Source organism: Devosia sp., assembly GCF_048261455.1.
Taxonomy (GTDB): Bacteria; Pseudomonadota; Alphaproteobacteria; order Rhizobiales; family Devosiaceae; genus Devosia_A.
Genome location: NZ_JBLXGA010000007.1, coordinates 43,805 through 59,868, shown reverse-complemented (window position 1 = coordinate 59,868; position 16,064 = coordinate 43,805). Strand labels below are relative to the sequence as shown.

General features: G+C 64.9%; 14 protein-coding genes. 4 read left to right on the top strand and 10 right to left on the bottom strand.

What is annotated here, in order from left to right:
• The first annotated feature begins 2 nt into the window (after window positions 1–2).
• The 4 genes from ACN0TK_RS09480 (at window position 3) to ACN0TK_RS09465 (ending at window position 5,310) form a co-directional block, all read left to right on the top strand.
• The gene (locus ACN0TK_RS09480) at window positions 3–1,220 is read left to right on the top strand and encodes an efflux RND transporter periplasmic adaptor subunit (protein WP_417309238.1); all 1,218 of its coding nucleotides are present in this window, start codon (window positions 3–5) and stop codon (window positions 1,218–1,220) included.
• Window positions 1,217–4,549 carry an efflux RND transporter permease subunit gene (locus ACN0TK_RS09475; RefSeq protein WP_417309237.1) on the top strand — a complete coding sequence of 1,111 codons (3,333 nt, stop codon included), beginning with the start codon at window positions 1,217–1,219 and terminating at the stop codon, window positions 4,547–4,549. The genes ACN0TK_RS09480 and ACN0TK_RS09475 overlap by 4 nt, the downstream gene beginning before the upstream one ends.
• 125 nt (window positions 4,550–4,674) lie before the next feature.
• Window positions 4,675–4,914, top strand: coding sequence for a type II toxin-antitoxin system Phd/YefM family antitoxin (locus ACN0TK_RS09470; protein ID WP_417309236.1), 240 nt, complete (start codon window positions 4,675–4,677; stop codon window positions 4,912–4,914).
• Between the two features lie 3 nt (window positions 4,915–4,917).
• On the top strand, window positions 4,918–5,310 hold the full coding sequence (locus ACN0TK_RS09465; protein WP_417309235.1) for a type II toxin-antitoxin system death-on-curing family toxin: 393 nt from the start codon (window positions 4,918–4,920) through the stop codon (window positions 5,308–5,310).
• A 30-nt stretch (window positions 5,311–5,340) separates the two neighbouring features.
• Here the strand turns inward: ACN0TK_RS09465 and ACN0TK_RS09460 are convergent, their stop codons facing one another.
• From ACN0TK_RS09460 to ACN0TK_RS09415, 10 genes are all read right to left on the bottom strand, one after another.
• The gene (locus tag ACN0TK_RS09460) at window positions 5,341–7,239 is read right to left on the bottom strand and encodes an ABCB family ABC transporter ATP-binding protein/permease (protein ID WP_417309234.1); all 1,899 of its coding nucleotides are present in this window, start codon (window positions 7,237–7,239) and stop codon (window positions 5,341–5,343) included.
• Entirely contained in the window at window positions 7,239–7,568 is a 330-nt protein-coding gene (locus ACN0TK_RS09455; RefSeq protein WP_417309233.1) for an ArsR/SmtB family transcription factor, read from the bottom strand. Before ACN0TK_RS09455 ends, ACN0TK_RS09460 begins: the two co-directional genes overlap by 1 nt.
• An 85-nt stretch (window positions 7,569–7,653) precedes the next feature.
• Window positions 7,654–10,272, bottom strand: a complete 2,619-nt coding sequence (locus ACN0TK_RS09450) for a LysM peptidoglycan-binding domain-containing protein (protein ID WP_417309232.1) — start codon at window positions 10,270–10,272, stop codon at window positions 7,654–7,656.
• A gap of 109 nt (window positions 10,273–10,381) precedes the next feature.
• Complete coding sequence (gene cimA, locus ACN0TK_RS09445; RefSeq protein WP_417309231.1) at window positions 10,382–11,983, bottom strand: citramalate synthase; 1,602 nt, start codon at window positions 11,981–11,983, stop codon at window positions 10,382–10,384.
• Window positions 11,984–11,990: 7 nt separating this feature from the next.
• Window positions 11,991–12,494, bottom strand: a complete 504-nt coding sequence (locus ACN0TK_RS09440) for a GFA family protein (protein ID WP_417309230.1) — start codon at window positions 12,492–12,494, stop codon at window positions 11,991–11,993.
• A complete protein-coding gene (locus tag ACN0TK_RS09435; RefSeq protein WP_417309229.1) occupies window positions 12,491–12,970 on the bottom strand; it encodes a GFA family protein in 480 nt (159 codons plus the stop codon). Before ACN0TK_RS09435 ends, ACN0TK_RS09440 begins: the two co-directional genes overlap by 4 nt.
• Window positions 12,957–13,331 (bottom strand): VOC family protein, encoded by a 375-nt coding sequence (locus ACN0TK_RS09430; RefSeq protein ID WP_417309342.1) that lies wholly within the window; start codon window positions 13,329–13,331, stop codon window positions 12,957–12,959. Before ACN0TK_RS09430 ends, ACN0TK_RS09435 begins: the two co-directional genes overlap by 14 nt.
• 5 nt (window positions 13,332–13,336) lie before the next feature.
• Window positions 13,337–14,749 carry a cysteine--tRNA ligase gene (cysS, locus tag ACN0TK_RS09425; protein ID WP_417309228.1) on the bottom strand — a complete coding sequence of 471 codons (1,413 nt, stop codon included), beginning with the start codon at window positions 14,747–14,749 and terminating at the stop codon, window positions 13,337–13,339.
• A 189-nt stretch (window positions 14,750–14,938) separates the two neighbouring features.
• Window positions 14,939–15,358, bottom strand: a complete 420-nt coding sequence (locus ACN0TK_RS09420; protein WP_417309227.1) for a hypothetical protein — start codon at window positions 15,356–15,358, stop codon at window positions 14,939–14,941.
• 146 nt (window positions 15,359–15,504) lie between these two features.
• Window positions 15,505–15,978: a c-type cytochrome gene (locus ACN0TK_RS09415; RefSeq protein WP_417309226.1), complete on the bottom strand. Its 474-nt coding sequence runs from the start codon at window positions 15,976–15,978 to the stop codon at window positions 15,505–15,507.
• Window positions 15,979–16,064 lie beyond the last annotated feature (86 nt).

The window sequence follows — 16,064 nt, the reverse complement described above, 5'->3', positions numbered from 1 at the left end:
ATATGCGTGCGTTGTTTTCCTATGGGGTGGCACTGGTCGTCGTCGTTGTGGCGGCCCTGTGGCTCGGTGCCGGCACGTTTGTCAGTGGCGGCAACGGTCCGGGCAATGGTGAAACGCCGATCGTCGCGCTCATCACCGGCGAGGAAACACCCGAGCACGAGGTCAAGGAGGGCGAGATCGACCCGCATCTGACCATTGCCGAACGCGTTGCCCAGTCACAGGGGGGCGATCAGGAACTGCAGCTGGTGCGCACCCAGACCTTCACGGTGCAGCCGATGCCGCTGCAGGTGCCGCTGCGCGGCCGCACCCAGGCGAAGAACACGGTGACCGTCACGCCCGAGACCAGCGGCATTGTCCAGGAAGTTCTGGTCGACAAGGGTCAGACGGTTGCGGCCGGCGATGTGATCTGCCGGCTCGACCAGGGTACGCGCGCTGCTGCTGTGGCTCAGGCGGAGGCAGCGCTGGCGCAGGCGCAGGTGGCCTATGACACCAATGCCGAGCTGCGCGAAAAGGGCCTGTCGCCAAAAAACACCGCCCTGCAGTTCGAAAGCACGCTGAAGCAGGCCCAGTCGGCGCTTGATAATGCCAGGGCCGAATTCGAGCGCACTGAAGTCACCACCAATGTGGGTGGCGTCGTCCAGGCCCCGCTGGCCAATGCCGGCAGCATGCTGAGTGCCGGTCAGCCCTGCGCCACCGTGGTGGAGCTCGACCCGATGCTGTTCATCGGCACCGTGCCCGAGGCGCGCGTGGCTCTGGCGCGTACCGGCCTGCCCGCAACCATCAAGACTGTGACCAACCAGACGGTCGAGGGCACGGTGAGCTATATCGCCTCGGTCGCCGAGGATGCGACCCGGTCGTTCCCGGTCGAGATCGAGATTCCCAATGCCGAGGGCAAGGTTCTGTCGGGCATCACCGCGACCGCTACCGTGGATATGGGGACGATGCCCGCGCATCTGCTGCCGCAGTCGGTCATGACGCTTGATGACAACGGAACGCTGGGCGTGCGGGCTGTAGAAGACGGCAAGGTCGCCTTCTATCCGATCACGATCGTGTCCGACAGCCGCGAAGGCGTCTGGGTCACGGGGTTGCCGGCCAGTATCGATGTGATCACCGTGGGACAGGAATTCGTGCAGCCGGGCCAGATGGTCCGGGCTGACAATGTCACCGGCACATCAGAAGCACTAACCACCGAAGCCGCCGCTGAAGGGGTGCAGTCATGATGAATTTCCTTGAGCGCGTCCTGCGTATGCCGCGGGTCGTGCTGACTGTAATGGCGCTGCTGCTGCTCGCCGGCTTCGGAGCCTATACGTCGCTGCCGAAGGAGAGCTTCCCGGCGATCGACATCCCCTATTTCTACGTTTCGGTCAGCCAGACCGGTGTCAGCCCGCGCGATGCGGAGCGTCTGCTGGCCAAACCGATCGAAGACCGGATCAAGGATGTCGACGGGCTCGAGAACTACACCTCGACCTCCTCGACCGGCCATGCCTCGGTGTTCCTCGAGTTCAACGTTAATGCCGACAAGGATCAGGCGCTGGCCGATATCCGGGCCAAGCTCGATGGCGTTGCCAGTCAGCTGCCGGATGATGCGACCGAGCCGAGCGTTTCGGAAATTTCCTTCACCAACGTGCCGTCGATCTCGGTGGCGCTGTACGGCAATGTGTCCGAACGCCAGCTGGTGCAGCGCGCCAAGGACCTGCAGGACCAGCTGGAGGCCATCCCCACCGTCCAGAGCGTGTCGCTGTCCGGCTCGCGCAACGAAATGCTTGCCGTCACGATCGATCGCGAGCGGCTCGAGGCCTACAACCTGACCGCCAATGAACTGTTCGATGCGGTCTCCAAGAACAACATGGTGGTTCCGGGCGGCACGCTCGATACCGGTAATGGCTCGTTCAACGTTGAAGTGCCGGGCCTGATCACCACGGCCCAGGACGTCTTTTCGCTGCCGCTCAAGACCGATGGCGACAATGTCGTCACCTTCGGGGACGTCGCCACGGTGACGCGGACCTTCGAGGACGCCACCGAATATGCGCATGTGAACGGGCAGCCCGCGATCACGCTGGGCGTCACCAAGAAGCTCGGCACCAATGTCATCGACATCTCCGAGAGCGTGCGCAAGGTCACCACGGAATATGTCGCCGACTGGCCGAATGCCATTCAGCACAGCTTCCTCGTCGATCAGGCCGAAACCACCCAGAACCTGTTCCGCTCGCTGGAAGCCGCCGTGCTGACCGCGGTGGCGCTGGTGATGATCATTTGCGTGGCAACGCTCGGCGTGCGCCCCGCCATCATGATCGGCACGTCGATCCCGATCTCGTTCATGATCGCCTTCCTCGTCGTGCAGATGCTCGGCATGACCATCAACATGATGATCATGTTCGGCCTGGTGCTGGCAGTGGGCGTGCTCGTGGACGATCCGATTGTGGTCGTCGAATACGCGGAACGAAAGCTGCAGGAAGGCGTCCCCAAAAAGGATGCCTTCATCATGGCGGCGCGCAAAATGTTCGTGCCGGTGGTTTCGGCCACGTTCACGACGCTGGGCGCCTTCGTCCCGCTGCTGTTCTGGCCGGGCATCATCGGCAAGTTCATGAGCTACCTGCCGATCATCGTGATCGTGGTGATGGTGGCATCGCTGGTGTCGGCCCTGGTGTTCATGCCCGTCATCGGCGCGATCATCGCTTCGACCCATGTCGACCCCAAGGCCAAGGAAGCGGCCGACGTGGTGATGTATGCCGACAAGTTCGATGTGAAGAAGGTGCGCGGTGCCACTGGTGGCTATGTGCGCATTCTGCAGCACCTGATCCGACACCCGATCATCACACTGACCGTCGGCGTGGCATTGGTCGGGGCAGCTTTTGCGGCCTATATCGCAAATCCGACCGGCGTCGAGGCCTTCCCGGCATCCGAGCCCGAGTTCGGCACCGTTCACGTGATTGCGCGCGGCAATTATTCGCCGCCGCAGATTCGTGATCTGCTGGTCGAAGTCGAAAACGAGATCCTGCAGGTGCAGGGCATCCAGGACTCGATCATGACCTTCGCCGGTTCGGGCGGCGGGTTGGGTGGCAGTTCGCCTCCGGATACCGTGGGCCAGTTCAGCCTGCAGCTGATGCCGTGGAACGAACGCGTCAAGGCCGACGAGATCTTCCAGAACATCCGCGAGCGGGTGGCCGATATCTCGGGCATCGAAGTGCAGATCGCGGCGCAGGAAAACGGCCCTCCGGCCGGCAAGGCGATCAACCTCACCGTTGAAAGCACGGTCTATGCCGATCTCGTGCCGATCGTCACCAAGCTGACCGACTATGTCGAAAACGATCTCGGCCAGACGATTGACGTCGAGAACGGGTTGCCCTCCCCCGGCATCGACTGGGAAGTGACCATTGACCGTGTCGCTGCAGCGAGGTCCGGCATCGGCGTGCGCGAGCTGAGCCCCTATGTCCAGCTGGTGACCACCGGCGTGACGCTCGGCAGCTATCGGCCGGACGATGCGACCGACGAGCTCGACATCAAGGTGCGCCTGCCGGAAGACGAGCGGTCGTTCGACAGTCTGGACTCGCTGCGCATCGTCACCAGCCAGGGCCTGGTCCCCGTCAGCAACTTCATCAAGCGCAAGGCTGTGCCGAAGGTCGCCAACATCTCTCGCAAGAACGGCCTGTATGAAATGGCGGTCGCTGCGAATCTGGAGCCCGGTGTTCCTGCCGATCAGAAGATCGAGCAGCTGAAGACCTGGGTCGATCAGCAGGACTTCCCGTCCACCGCCCAGGTGGTGTTCGGTGGTGCGGACGAGCAGATCGGCGACACCAACGCCTTCATCGGTCAGGCACTGCTTGCCGCGATGTTCCTGATCTTCCTGGTGCTGCTGCTCGAGTACAACAGCTTCTACCAGGTGGTGGTGACCCTCTCGACCGTGATCATGTCACTGGCCGGTGTGCTGCTCGGCATGCTGGTCACCGGCATGAGCTTTTCGGCGATCATGACCGGCCTCGGCATCGTGGCGCTGGCGGGTATCGTGGTGAAGAACGGCATCGTGCTGATCGACACCTACAACCACTACACTCGTGAAGAGGGTGTGGATCCGGTGAAGGCGATGCTGATCACCGCCAGCCAGCGTGTGCGGCCGGTGCTGCTCACCGCGACGGTGACCGCACTCGGCGTGATCCCGATGGCCCTGAATGTCGAGTTCGACTTCATCCGCCAGGAGATCGTGGCAGGTGGCCTCGCAGGTTCGTGGTTCACCCATCTCAGCGCCGCACTGGTGTCGGGTCTGTTCGTTTCGACCGCCCTGACCCTGGTGATGGTGCCGGTGATGATCACTGCGCCGAGCGTGATCTGGGCTGGCTGGATCGGTTCGGTGATCCGTGGCATTGGCCGGGCGTTTGCCGACGGCTGGAACTCGCTGCTCGGCCGCAAGCAGACGGCCGCGACGCCCGACGGCCAGGAGATCGAGATCCCCGCCGACGTGGACAGCGCCCAGCGCTTCATCCGCAAGGACAGTCCTCAGGTCAAGAAACCCGATGACGATGAACCGCATGTCTCCCGCGACGCTGCCGAGTAGCAGGCGTTGCAGCTGAATTGAAAAGGGCCGGTGGCAACGCCGGCCCTTTTTTCGTGCCGGGAAGCCACAATTGCACCTCACGACGCGATGAGCTAATTTAGCCAATATGGACACAGGAGACTGCGATGGCCGAGATCACTGCAACGGATGCCAAGAACCGCTTCGGGCAGGTGCTGGAAATGGCGCAGGCCGAGCCCGTGCGCATTCAGAAAAACGGCCGCGACGTCGCCGTCGTGCTGTCGGCGGAGCAGTATGCTGCGCTGATCAAGGATAATGCCGCGCCACGGGTGAACCCGATGGTGGCAAGGCTGCATGGCGAGAGTATCAAGCGCTGGGGCAAGGTCTACGAAGCGCTGGCGAAGTAGACCATGGCCGGGCTCACATATCTGACCCTTGATGACGCGCTCTGGATCCATCAGGAGCAGATCCGCATCTTTGGCGGTGCCGAAGGCGTGCGTGACGAGGGGCTCATCCTGTCCGTACTGCTTCGACCGCAGACGGGCTACTACGCCGACATCATCGAAGAAGCGGCGGCGCTATGGGAAAGCCTGACGATGAACCACGGGTTCGTCGATGGGAACAAGCGTGTGGCCTTCGCGAGCACCATCCTCTTCCTGCAGATCAATGGCGTCACGCCGACGGGTGAAGAGCAGGCGTGGATCGACTTCATCTACGCCCATCTCGACGCCGGCACGTTCCGCAAGGACGTCCTCGAGCCCTGGCTCAACGCCCATACCGCGCCGTTCGACCCGGAGGCCTGAGGCCTCCGGCGAGCAGGTGCCACAGCGGCCCTACTCTGCCGCCGGGGTGCCGCGCCGGACGAAACCTTCGGCATCGGCCGCCTTCTTGCGGGCGATCTCTTCGGCTTCCGACGCCTCGCGCTGGCGGTTCCACATCTGGGCATACAGGCCATTCTTGGCCAGCAGCTCGGTGTGATCGCCGCGCTCGGCGATCTTGCCATCACGCAGCACAATGATCTCGTCGGCCTTGATGACGGTCGAGAGGCGATGCGCGATGACCAGCGTGGTCCGGCCCTGCGAGACGGTATCGAGCGCCGCCTGAATGTCCTGCTCGGTCTTGGTGTCGAGCGCCGAGGTGGCCTCGTCGAGGATCAGGATCGGCGGTGCCTTGAGGATGGTGCGGGCAATCGCGACGCGTTGCTTTTCGCCACCCGACAGCTTAAGCCCGCGCTCGCCCACCGGCGTATCAAAGCCCTTGGGCAGGCTTTCGATGAAATCGGCAATCTGCGCCAGCTCGGCGGCCTTGCGCACCTCGGCATCGGTGGCGTCGGGGCGGCCGTAGCGGATGTTGTAGGCGATGGTATCGTTGAACAGCACCGTGTCCTGCGGGACCATGCCGATGTTGGCGCGCAGACTTTCCTGGGTGATGTCGCGCAGGTCCTGCCCGTCGATCGTCACCTTGCCCGAGATCACGTCGTAAAAGCGGAACATCAGCCGCGAGATGGTCGACTTGCCGGCGCCTGACGGTCCGACCACGGCGATGGTCTTGCCGGCGGGAATCTCGAAGCTGATGCCCTTGAGGATCGGGCGATCGTCATCGTAGTGGAAGCGCACGTCTTCGAAGCGCACCACGGCCCCATCGACCTCGAGCGGCCGGGCGCCGGGCTTGTCCTCGATCTCCGGTGTCTGGTCGAGCAGCTTGAACATCTCTTCGATGTCCGTCAGGCCCTGGCGGATCTCGCGATAGACGAAGCCGATGAAGTTCAGCGGCCGGTAGATCTGGAGGAGGAAAGTGTTGAGCAGCACGAAATCGCCGAGCGTCAGCGTGCCATCCATGACCCCCATCACCGCCATGACACCGATCAGTCCGGCACCAGCATAGAACACCAGCGCCTGGCCGAAGTTCAGAAAGCCCAGCGAGGTCCAGATGCGAATGGCGGAGCGCTCGTATTGCGCCATCGAGACGTCGAACCGGTCCGCTTCCATCTTCTCGTTGGCGAAATATTTCACCGTCTCGAAGTTCAGCAGGCTGTCGATGGCCTTGCCATTGGCGTCGGTATCGCTCTCGTTCATGTCGCGGCGGATCGCGATGCGCCAGTTCGAGGCCTTGATGGTGAAGTAGAGATAGAGCCAGATCGTCACGACAAGGACGCTGAGATAGCTGATCCCGAACATCACGACGAAGATAATGCCGACGATGAGGAACTCGACCAGCGTCGGCGCGGTGTTGAGCATCGTGAAACGCACGATGGTTTCGATGCCCTTGGTGCCGCGCTCGATAACCCTGCTCAGCCCGCCGGTGCGGCGCGCCAGGTGAAAGCGCAGGCTCATGCGGTGCAGGTGGCGGAAGGTGCGCAGCGCCAGCGAGCGCACCGCATTCTGACCGACCGAGGCGAACAACACGTCGCGCAGCTGCTGGAAGCCGGCATCGATGATATTGCCCAGCCCATAGGCGATGACCAGGACGATCGGCACGGCGAGCCCGAGGATCAGCGCCGCGTCGGCGCCGTTGGTATCGAGGGAGTCGATGACGCCCTTGTAGGCAAAGGGCACCAGCGTGCTGGCGACCTTGGACAGCAGCAGCGCACCAACAGCAAGAAGGACGCGCAGCTTCAGGTCCGGGCGGCCATCGGGCCACATATAGGTCCACAGATTGCGGACTGTGCCGAAAAGATCGCCCTCCTCGGCGCTAACCGAGGGGCGCTTGGTCGTGTCGTCTTTGGAAGCCATTAGGCGAGCTCTTTTCGAGTCCCGGAAAGGTCGGCCGACAGCCCGGTAAACAGACCGGCGCAGGCAGCATCGAGTTGGTCGAGACGGTCCCGACGCAGCGAATAGCAATTGCGCGTGCCCTTGGCGTGCCGCTCCACAAGTCCGGCATCGAGCAACACCTTGATGTGCTGGCTGACGGTGGACTGGGCGAGCGACAGGCACTGGATGACATCGGTGCAGCAGCATTCGCTGCGCCCCTGCTCGCCGAGGATGCGCAGGATGTTCAGCCGCACGGGGTGCCCGAGCGCGCGCATCAGATTGGCAAGATCATCGTCTTCAAGACTATTCATCGCCGATCAGCGATAAAAGAAGACGGTCACGAAGGCAAGTTGAAAGCACCTGCCCAGGCGGGCAGCTGCGCCGCAAGCGGGCGGTTCAGTCGTCAAAGACCAGCGGCAGATCGAACACCTGGCCGGGGTAGATGCGGCCGGCACGGCGGATCAGGGCGCGATTGGCGTTGACTATGGTGCGGTAGTGGATGCCGCGGCCGTAGTAGCGGCGGGCGATGGCCCACAGCGTGTCGCCGGGGCGGATGATGGCTTTGCCGGTCCGGAACCGGCTCCTGACGGGATCTCCGTAAGGCAACAGACGCAGGACAGTCGGTGGCCCGGGCGGCGGCTTTTCAGCAATGTCGAATTCGGCGGCGCTGGCAGGACCCCGCTCCTCGGCCAGCTTCTCGATTGAAGGCGTCTCACTGCCCTGCTCAAAGGTTTCGAAGGCGTCGCTGTCCCCGGGCAGCGGCGGTGGCGCCAGCACCTCGATCGACGGCGAGCCTGGGGCCGGCAGCCTGGGTCGCACTGCAGGCAGGTCAAACGTCACGTCCGGCCGGAGGGGCGCAGACGTTGCGGTGTCAGTGCCGGGCTGCTCTTCGGCCAGGGGCGCCTCTTCGGCCACGGGCCCCTCTTGTTCCTGCGGCAGCTCCAACGTCTCGACCTGCCGCGAAGGTGGCGCGCTCGCCGGCGGTGGCAGGTCGGGCGCGGCTTCGGCGCCGTCGTCCTCGGCTGGCGCCTGTGGTGCTTCGGTCGCGCCACCGATGCCCGGCGGCTGCCGGGTCGCAGGCGTCGACTCCCTCCCTGCCGGCGCGCTGCCTTCGGCGCCCTCGTCGACCGGCGCCTGCCGCTCATCACCCTGAGACGCGCCGTCGTCGGCCGGGTCGGGTTCCGCTTCGGGCAGTTCGATCTCGATGAGGATAGAGGCACTGCCGATCGTTTCCCCGGTCGCCGGGTCGATGGCGTCGACGCGGATGGCGATCTCGCCGCCGCGCAGGATATCGGCGGCCTCGATCAGCCAATAGCCATCGACCACCGGCGCGGAGCCGAACGCCTCTTCGTCGACGAAGAGGTGCATTTCGGCACCCTCCGGGCCCTGCCCGGCGAAAGCGCTGCTCAGGCCGTCGAGTTCGATGGCGTCGATGGTCGGCGCCTCGGGCGGCGTATCGATCAGTGGCGGGGCTTCCGGCTGCAGCTCGGGACCGACGGCTGCGGTATCGAAGGGCGCAGTCGATGGGACCGACGGCGTGCCCGCCGATGCCGGCAGTTCCGGTTCACCGGCCTCCAGCACCCTGCCCGGCTCCGGCGCTGCTGGCAGCAGCGGACCACCGGACGCCGGTGGACGCTCGGGCTGAGCTGGCGGCGGTGCGACGGGCTCCGGCGCCGGATCGAGCGGTGGCGGCATGGGCGCAAACGGCACGGTGTCGCCCGCGTCTGGCGGCGTCGGCGTCAGGTCCGCGCCGTCATAGTAGATCTGTGGCAGCGGCGTCGCAGGCGGCGGCAGCGGCCGGGCCGGCTCGCTCTCCGATTGCGGAATGGTGGCCGTTTCCGGCACCGGATCAGGCTCGGGGATCACGGGGTCCGGGGCGTTCGCGACATCCATGTCCGCCGGCAGTTCAGCCGGTGTCTCGGCTGGCAAGAGCGGGAGGGGCGACGGCGTCTCGGCGGCGCCTTGCGGGTCCAGTGGCGAATCCGCTGACACGGGCGCGATGGCGTCCGCCTCAGGTTCCGAGACGGTCTCCGGCTCTGGTGTGGGCACGGGCGTGGGCGCCATAGCCTCCGCTTCAGGCTCTGGCTCTCGCACAGGCACAGGCTCGGGCGCAGCCGAGGGCGCAAATACCTCTGCTGCGGGCTCTGACAAAGACTCGGGCTCCGGCGCAGTCTCGGGTTCCGGCGAAGCCTCTGCCTCAGAGGCAGACTTGGGTTCTGGCGCAGGCTCAGGTTCTGGCGCAGGTTCGGGCTCCGGCGCAGGCTCGGGCTGCGAGACAGTCTCTGGTTCCGGCAGATCGGCGACGTCGAAGCGCTCCGGTGCGGTCAGCGGGCGATCCTCGCCATCATCGGCCGCCTCGACAGGGGGCTCATCAGCAAGCGGTGCCTCGACCGTACCCTCCGGCGACGGCAGGGCATCCGGTCGCTCGGCGACAGCCGCTTCGTCCGGCACCGGCGCGATCGTCTCGACCGGCGCAGGGCGTGGCAACTCTGGTTCAGTGTCAACAGCTTCAGCGGCCGGCGCTTGCGGCAAAAGCTCCGGTGCCGCAGGCACATCAGGCGCCTCCGCCATCTCGACCGGCACCGCGTCGGGCGCAGGTTGCTGCTCTGGCTCCGGGGTCGGCGCGGGCTCCGGCTCCTGTGCCGGGGTCAAGGTCGGTGCCGGTTCGGCGTCAGGCCCGCTCACAGCAATTTCGCTATCTGCAGAAGCTCCGTCGTCTGCTGGCAGCAGCACCGTGACTTTCGGCTCGACAACAGGCGGCACTGGCGGCACCGGGGTCTCGGCGACTTCAAGCTCGGCCGCTTCTTCCGGCGCAGCCGTTGGCAGGGCCTTGGGCTCCGTCTCAGGTTGCGGTTCGGCTATTGCCTCCACCGACACGGCCGGTGCTTGCTCCGGCAGGGGCCTGACGGGGTCACCGGGCAGGTCGAAGCGTCTGTCGAGGCCGTCGCGCAGGCAATCGACAATGCCGCGCGGATCGTCGCGGCAGGCAGCAAGCGGCGGCCCGCCCAGCAGCACAGCGGCGACGGCAAGCGTCGCCCCCGCGGCGGCGAAGGTCAGCAGCAGACTGCGGCGGTGGTCGGAACGTCCCAGGCAAGCCTCCGTTGGCGGCGCCCGCCCTATTGCACTAAACGCCGACGGACGCTTCTGTTTTCATCAGCTTATACGTAATCGACTCGTAAAGTGCCTCAAATGAGGCATCGATGATGTTGGCGCTGACACCGATGGTATACCAGCGCTCGCCGGTCCCATCACGGCTTTCGACCAGTACACGGGTGACCGCGCCCGTGCCGCCGTCGAGGATACGGACCTTGAAGTCGACCAGTTCGAGATCGGCAATCCGTTCGGAGAATTTGCCGAGGTCCTTGCGCATCGCCACGTCCAGCGCGTTGACCGGGCCATTGCCCTCGGCCACCGACATCAGCAGCTCGTCGCCGACGCGCGTCTTCACCACCGCCTCGGTGACGGTGATCTGTTCGCCGCGGGCGTTGTGACGCCGCTCGACGCTGGCGCGGTAGCTTTCGACGGTGAAATATTCGGGCAGCGTGCCGAGGATGCGGTGTGCAAGCACAAAGAACGAGGCGTCCGCCCCATCATAGGAATAGCCCCGCGCCTCGCGTTCCTTGACCGAGCGCAACAGGCGCTCCAGCCGCGGATCGTCCTTGGCAATCGCAATGCCGTGCCGGTCGAGCGCCGTCAGCAGGTTGGATTTGCCGGCCTGCTGGCTGACCATGATCGAGCGCTCATTGCCGACGGATTCTGGCGGCACGTGCTCGTAGCTCGACACGTCCTTGGCCAGCGCCGAGGCATGAATGCCCGCCTTGGTCGCAAAGGCGGAGGTGCCGACATAGGGCGACTGCCGGGTGGGCGCCCGGTTGAGCAGGTCGTCGAAGGCCCGCGAGATCGAGGTCAGTCGCTCCAGCTGCTCGGGCCCGAGCCCCAGCTCGAAGCGATCGGCGAAGCCGGGCTTCAGCATCAGCGTCGGGATGAGGGTGATGAGGTTGGCATTGCCGCAGCGCTCGCCAACGCCGTTCAGCGTGCCCTGGATCTGGCGCACGCCCGCGTTGACCGCAGCCAGGGTGTTGGCAACGGCCTGACCGGTGTCGTCATGGGCGTGAATGCCCAGCTTGTCGCCGGGCGCTACCTCGAGCACGGCGGCGACGATCTCGGCGATCTCGGCGGGCATGGTGCCGCCATTGGTGTCGCACAGCACCGCCCAGCGCGCGCCTGCGGCGATGGCGGTTTCGACGAATTTCAGCGCGTAGTCCGGATTGGCCTTGTAGCCATCGAAGAAGTGCTCGCAATCGAGCATGGCTTCCTTGCCGGCCTCGACCGTCGAGGCGATCGTTTCGCGCATATTGTTCAGGTTCTGCTCGGGCGTGATGCCGAGAGCAACCTTCACCTGCTTGTCCCAGGCCTTGCCGACAAAGCAGGCCGCGTCGGCAGCGCAGTTGAGGATGGCCTGCACACCGGGATCATTGGCCACGGAGCGCCCTGCCCGCTTGGTCATGCCGAAGGCGGTGAACACCGCGTCGCGGGTGCGATTTTCAGCAAAGAACTGGTCATCGACGACATTGGCGCCGGGATAGCCGCCCTCGACATAGTCGACGCCGAGCCGCTCGAGCAGGCCGGCGATCGAAATCTTGTCCTCCAGCGAGAACTCGATCCCGGCCGTCTGGGCCCCATCGCGCAGCGTGGTGTCGAACAGGTAGAGGCGTTCCTTGGTCATGATACTCTTACTCGGCAGGCGGCCAGCTGGCCGTGTCGTGGTCGGGGTGCTGGTGGTTCGTGGCGCGGATGCCCTCGACCCAGCCGGCATCATTGTCGCCTTCGGTTGTCCCTTCGATCTGCCCGGCGGTGAGTTCGGAAAAATCAGGGTGGCGGCCTTCGAGACCGCACTGGAAGCGGATGGGGATCAGGTGTGGCTCGTCGAAGCTGCCGATGGTCAGCGAGACGAACTGGCCTTCGAGGTTCTGATAGAACAGCGGCGTGCCGCAATCGCTGCAAAAGCCGCGGGCGATGTGCTCGGAACTCATGAAGACGGCTGGCTCGCCCCGCGTCCAAGTCAGATGGTCGTGGCGCACGCCGACGAGCGGGGCAAAGAAACTTCCCATGGCCTTTTGGCACATGCGGCAATAGCAGATGTGTGGATTGTCATGCAGTTCGGTCGCGTGGAAGCGCACCGCGCCGCACTGGCAGCCGCCGGAATATTCGCGGAAGCGATAGGCGTCGTCGCTCATTTGGCGGTACCTCCCTCGGTCGGCCAGACCTCGGTGTCGTGGTCGGGATGCTGATAGCTGGTGACGGTGGCGTTGAAGGCCGCGTCGTCGCCCCGGTGCGGGTTGGGCAGGGTGTGCAGCGTCGCGAAAAACGGCAGGGCGTCCGCGTCGTTGATCTGCTTGACCGGCGGGACCGCAGACGGATCATCGAGCGTGCCGAGCGCCAGTTCGATGCCCCCATCATCCTGCAGGTAGGCGAGCGGCGTGCCGCAGGCCGAACAGAAGGCGCGGGCCGCGCGGTTGGACGAATTGAACCGGCTCGGCGCTCCTCTGGTCCACACCAGATCGATCGCCGTGCCGAGCGGGGCGAAGTAACTGCCGAAGGCCTTCTGGCACATCCGGCAATGACACAGCGCCGGCCCCTCGACCGTGCGGAGGGCATAACGCACGGCGCCGCACTGGCAGCCACCGGTCAGCCGGGACTCACTGTTCGCCATGACACACCGCCTCGATGTTGTTGCCGTCAGGGTCGAGCACGAAGGCACCGTAATAGTTCGGGTGATACTGCGCGCGGATGCCGGGGGCGCCATTGTCGGTGCCGCCCATGGATTTGGCTACCGACCAGAAAGCCTCGACCTCAGCGCGGCTGGCCGCGGTGAAGGCCACGTGGCTGTCGCCCTGCTTGCGGGTGCCGCTCGAGATCCAGAAGGTCGGCCGGTCCGTGCCGAAACCGGCATGGCGGTCGCGGCCATGGGCAAAATCGGCGAGCAGCTCGATGCCGAGCGTCGCCAGGGCCTCGCGATAAAAATCCCGCGCGCGCTCGAAATCGGAAACGCGCAAGCCGACGTGGTCGATGATGGCACTCATCGCTTGGTCTCCCATTTGGTCTGCCGGTTGCCGGCTTCGTCCTTGTAGTCCATCAGCTGGACGCCCTCGGCCAGCAGGTCGGCGCGGATTTTATCCGCGGTGGCGAAATCGCGAGCTTCGAGGGCCGCGAGACGGGCGGTGACGGCGGCGGAGATCGCCGGATCGACGTCCGCGTCAGTGGCGAGCAGGCTGTCGGCGGACAGCCCCAGAAAGCTCAGCGTCGCCGACAGGCAGCCGGCGGCCGAGGCCTCACCGCGGTTGGCCTTGCGCGCCATCGCATCCAGCGCCACCGCGGCGCGGTGGAAGTTCAGGTCATCGGCCAGTTCGGCTATTACCGATGCATCCGGTGCCGCGGACGGGTCCGCCCCCTCGGCGGTTCCGGCGGCCCGCTGCCAGTCGCGCAGCTTGGTCTCCGCTTCTTCCAGCCGCTTCACCGTGAAATCGATCGGCTCGCGATAGTGGGTCATCAGCATGGCGAGGCGCAGGACTTCGCCCGGCCACTTGCGGCCGCCGAAATCCTCGGTTTCCAGCAATTGAGCGATGGTGAAGAAGTTGCCGAGGCTCTTCGACATCTTCTGGCCCTCGACCTGCAGGAAGCCGTTGTGCATCCAGACATTGGCCATGGTGGGCGTGCCATGGGCGCAGCGCGACTGGGCGATCTCGTTCTCGTGGTGCGGGAAGATCAGGTCGAGCCCGCCGCCGTGGATGTCGAAGACCTCGCCGAGATAGCGCTCACTCATCGCCGAGCATTCGAGATGCCAGCCCGGCCGGCCGCGGCCCCAGGGACTGTCCCAACCCGGCTCGTCCTCGGCCGAGAGCTTCCAGAGCACGAAATCGGCGGGGTTGCGCTTGTGGTTTTCGACGGCGATGCGGGCGCCTGCTAGATTGTCTTCGAGGTTGCGGCCGCTCAGCTTGCCGTAGTCGGGCATGGACTCGACCGAAAACAGCACCTCGCCGCCGGCCTCATAGGCATTGCCATGGGCGATCAGCCTGGTGATCAGCGCCAGCATGCCGTCGATATTGTCGGTGGCGCGCGGCTGGACCGTCGGCTCGAGGCAGCCGAGCGCCGTCACGTCCTTCTGGTATTGCGAAGCGGTCGTCTCGGTGACCTTGCGGATCGCTTCGTTGAGCGGCAGGTCGGGGTGGTCGCGCAGGGCCCGCGCATTGATCTTGTCGTCGACGTCGGTGATGTTGCGCACATAGGTGACATGTTCGGCGCCATAGGTCTGCCGCAGCACCCGGAAGAGCAAGTCGAAGACGATCGCCATGCGGCCATTGCCGATGTGGGCGAAGTCGTAAACGGTCGGGCCGCAAGCATACAGGCGCACATTGTCGGGATCGATCGGGGTAAAAACCGCCTTCGACCGGGTCAGCGTATTGTAAAGCCGCAGTTGTGTCGTCTCGCCCAAACTCTTCGTCCTTCGCGCACAGGGTTACGCGCCGCGGGCGGGTTCTTCGGGGGTCGAGAAATAGGGGTGAAGAAAACCGCGCCGCCGGCAGATGCCTAGCGGATAATAATGCAGCCGGAAATGCAGATCGCGGTGCTGGTCTTCATGGCGCGGAAGATGCCGGGTTCGGCGCGCAAAATCAAGTGCGGATCATTCCGCGGTAATCTGGTCGGTGACCATCGACATGCCGGCCTGCACCTCGGCCGTTCCGAAGCAGAAGTTCAGCGCCGGGGCGACCCGCTCCTGCAGCTCGGGATAATCGGGATGCGCGGCATGCATTTCGTCGGTCGCCGTGCCGGCGAGATCGGCCGCCAGAATGTCGATATCGACCTGCGGAAAGACAGACAGGCTCTCGGTCAGGCAGACGCAGAGCGGGGACAAGAACGGCGCCGGATCGAGCGCGGGGTCGAGATCCGGCAAAAAGAACGCCCGCGCATCGAGGCACGCATCGGCGAATTCCGTCATGTCGGCGCCCTCCCCCTGCGTCATCGGCGCGTCCTGAGCCATGGCAACCGGGACAAGCAGGACGCCGAGCAGGCTTGCGGTGGCGAGGGCGCGGATGGCGATCATTGTGGCAAAATCCTTGTGGCCCGGGGCACATCGACCGCGGGCACCACCGAAACGGCGGGTGAAGGCGTCACAAGATCACTGCATAGCGGAAAAAGAAAGGCGGCCCCGAAGGACCGCCCCTATCCCTGCATGGGAACTGAACTGACTTATTTGCTGCGGAACTGCTGGTGGCACTGGCCGCACAGACCGCCGACGGCTTTGATCGCCGCCATGTAGGCTTCGCTATCGCCATCGGCGGCGGCAGTTTTCATTTCTTCGCTCGTCATTACACCCTGAGCCAGCAGCGACTCGAACGTATCCCAGTCCTCCCAGATCGCGGGCAGAGCGCGGGAGTCCGACGTGTTCGAGCCCTCCGGGAACAGTACCGTCAAATTCGAGAAGCCTTCAATAAGCGTCTCCGCGGCGGCAACGGCATCATCGCCGCTCAGCCCGCCGGCGCTGCGCAAGAGGCCGCCACTGGTTTTCATGATCTGCTGACGCTTCTCCACCATCTCATCGACGGAGAGGCTCTCAAGCGCGGGATCGGGCGTTATCGTCACGTCCTGCGCGACGGAGATTGCTGTCACGCCGGAAAGCGCCAGCGCGGCAAGACCGGTCAAAACAAAGCGTGAAATTGGCATTCGGAGCTCCCTCGATGGCACCGGAGACGGATGTCATGGTGTGCGATATCCACCACTCTGGCAGCCGCACGATTGGGAGAGTATGT

What these genes read in the sequence shown, in the direction of transcription:
- ACN0TK_RS09480 (WP_417309238.1), top strand. Translation starts at nt 3, where the DNA reads ATGCGTGCGTTGTTTTCCTATGGGGTGGCACTGGTCGTCGTCGTTGTG.
- ACN0TK_RS09475 (WP_417309237.1), top strand. Translation starts at nt 1,217, where the DNA reads ATGATGAATTTCCTTGAGCGCGTCCTGCGTATGCCGCGGGTCGTGCTG.
- ACN0TK_RS09470 (WP_417309236.1), top strand. Translation starts at nt 4,675, where the DNA reads ATGGCCGAGATCACTGCAACGGATGCCAAGAACCGCTTCGGGCAGGTG.
- ACN0TK_RS09465 (WP_417309235.1), top strand. Translation starts at nt 4,918, where the DNA reads ATGGCCGGGCTCACATATCTGACCCTTGATGACGCGCTCTGGATCCAT.
- ACN0TK_RS09460 (WP_417309234.1), bottom strand. Translation starts at nt 7,239, where the DNA reads ATGGCTTCCAAAGACGACACGACCAAGCGCCCCTCGGTTAGCGCCGAG.
- ACN0TK_RS09455 (WP_417309233.1), bottom strand. Translation starts at nt 7,568, where the DNA reads ATGAATAGTCTTGAAGACGATGATCTTGCCAATCTGATGCGCGCGCTC.
- cimA (WP_417309231.1), bottom strand. Translation starts at nt 11,983, where the DNA reads ATGACCAAGGAACGCCTCTACCTGTTCGACACCACGCTGCGCGATGGG.
- ACN0TK_RS09440 (WP_417309230.1), bottom strand. Translation starts at nt 12,494, where the DNA reads ATGAGCGACGACGCCTATCGCTTCCGCGAATATTCCGGCGGCTGCCAG.
- ACN0TK_RS09435 (WP_417309229.1), bottom strand. Translation starts at nt 12,970, where the DNA reads ATGGCGAACAGTGAGTCCCGGCTGACCGGTGGCTGCCAGTGCGGCGCC.
- ACN0TK_RS09420 (WP_417309227.1), bottom strand. Translation starts at nt 15,358, where the DNA reads ATGATCGCCATCCGCGCCCTCGCCACCGCAAGCCTGCTCGGCGTCCTG.
- ACN0TK_RS09415 (WP_417309226.1), bottom strand. Translation starts at nt 15,978, where the DNA reads ATGCCAATTTCACGCTTTGTTTTGACCGGTCTTGCCGCGCTGGCGCTT.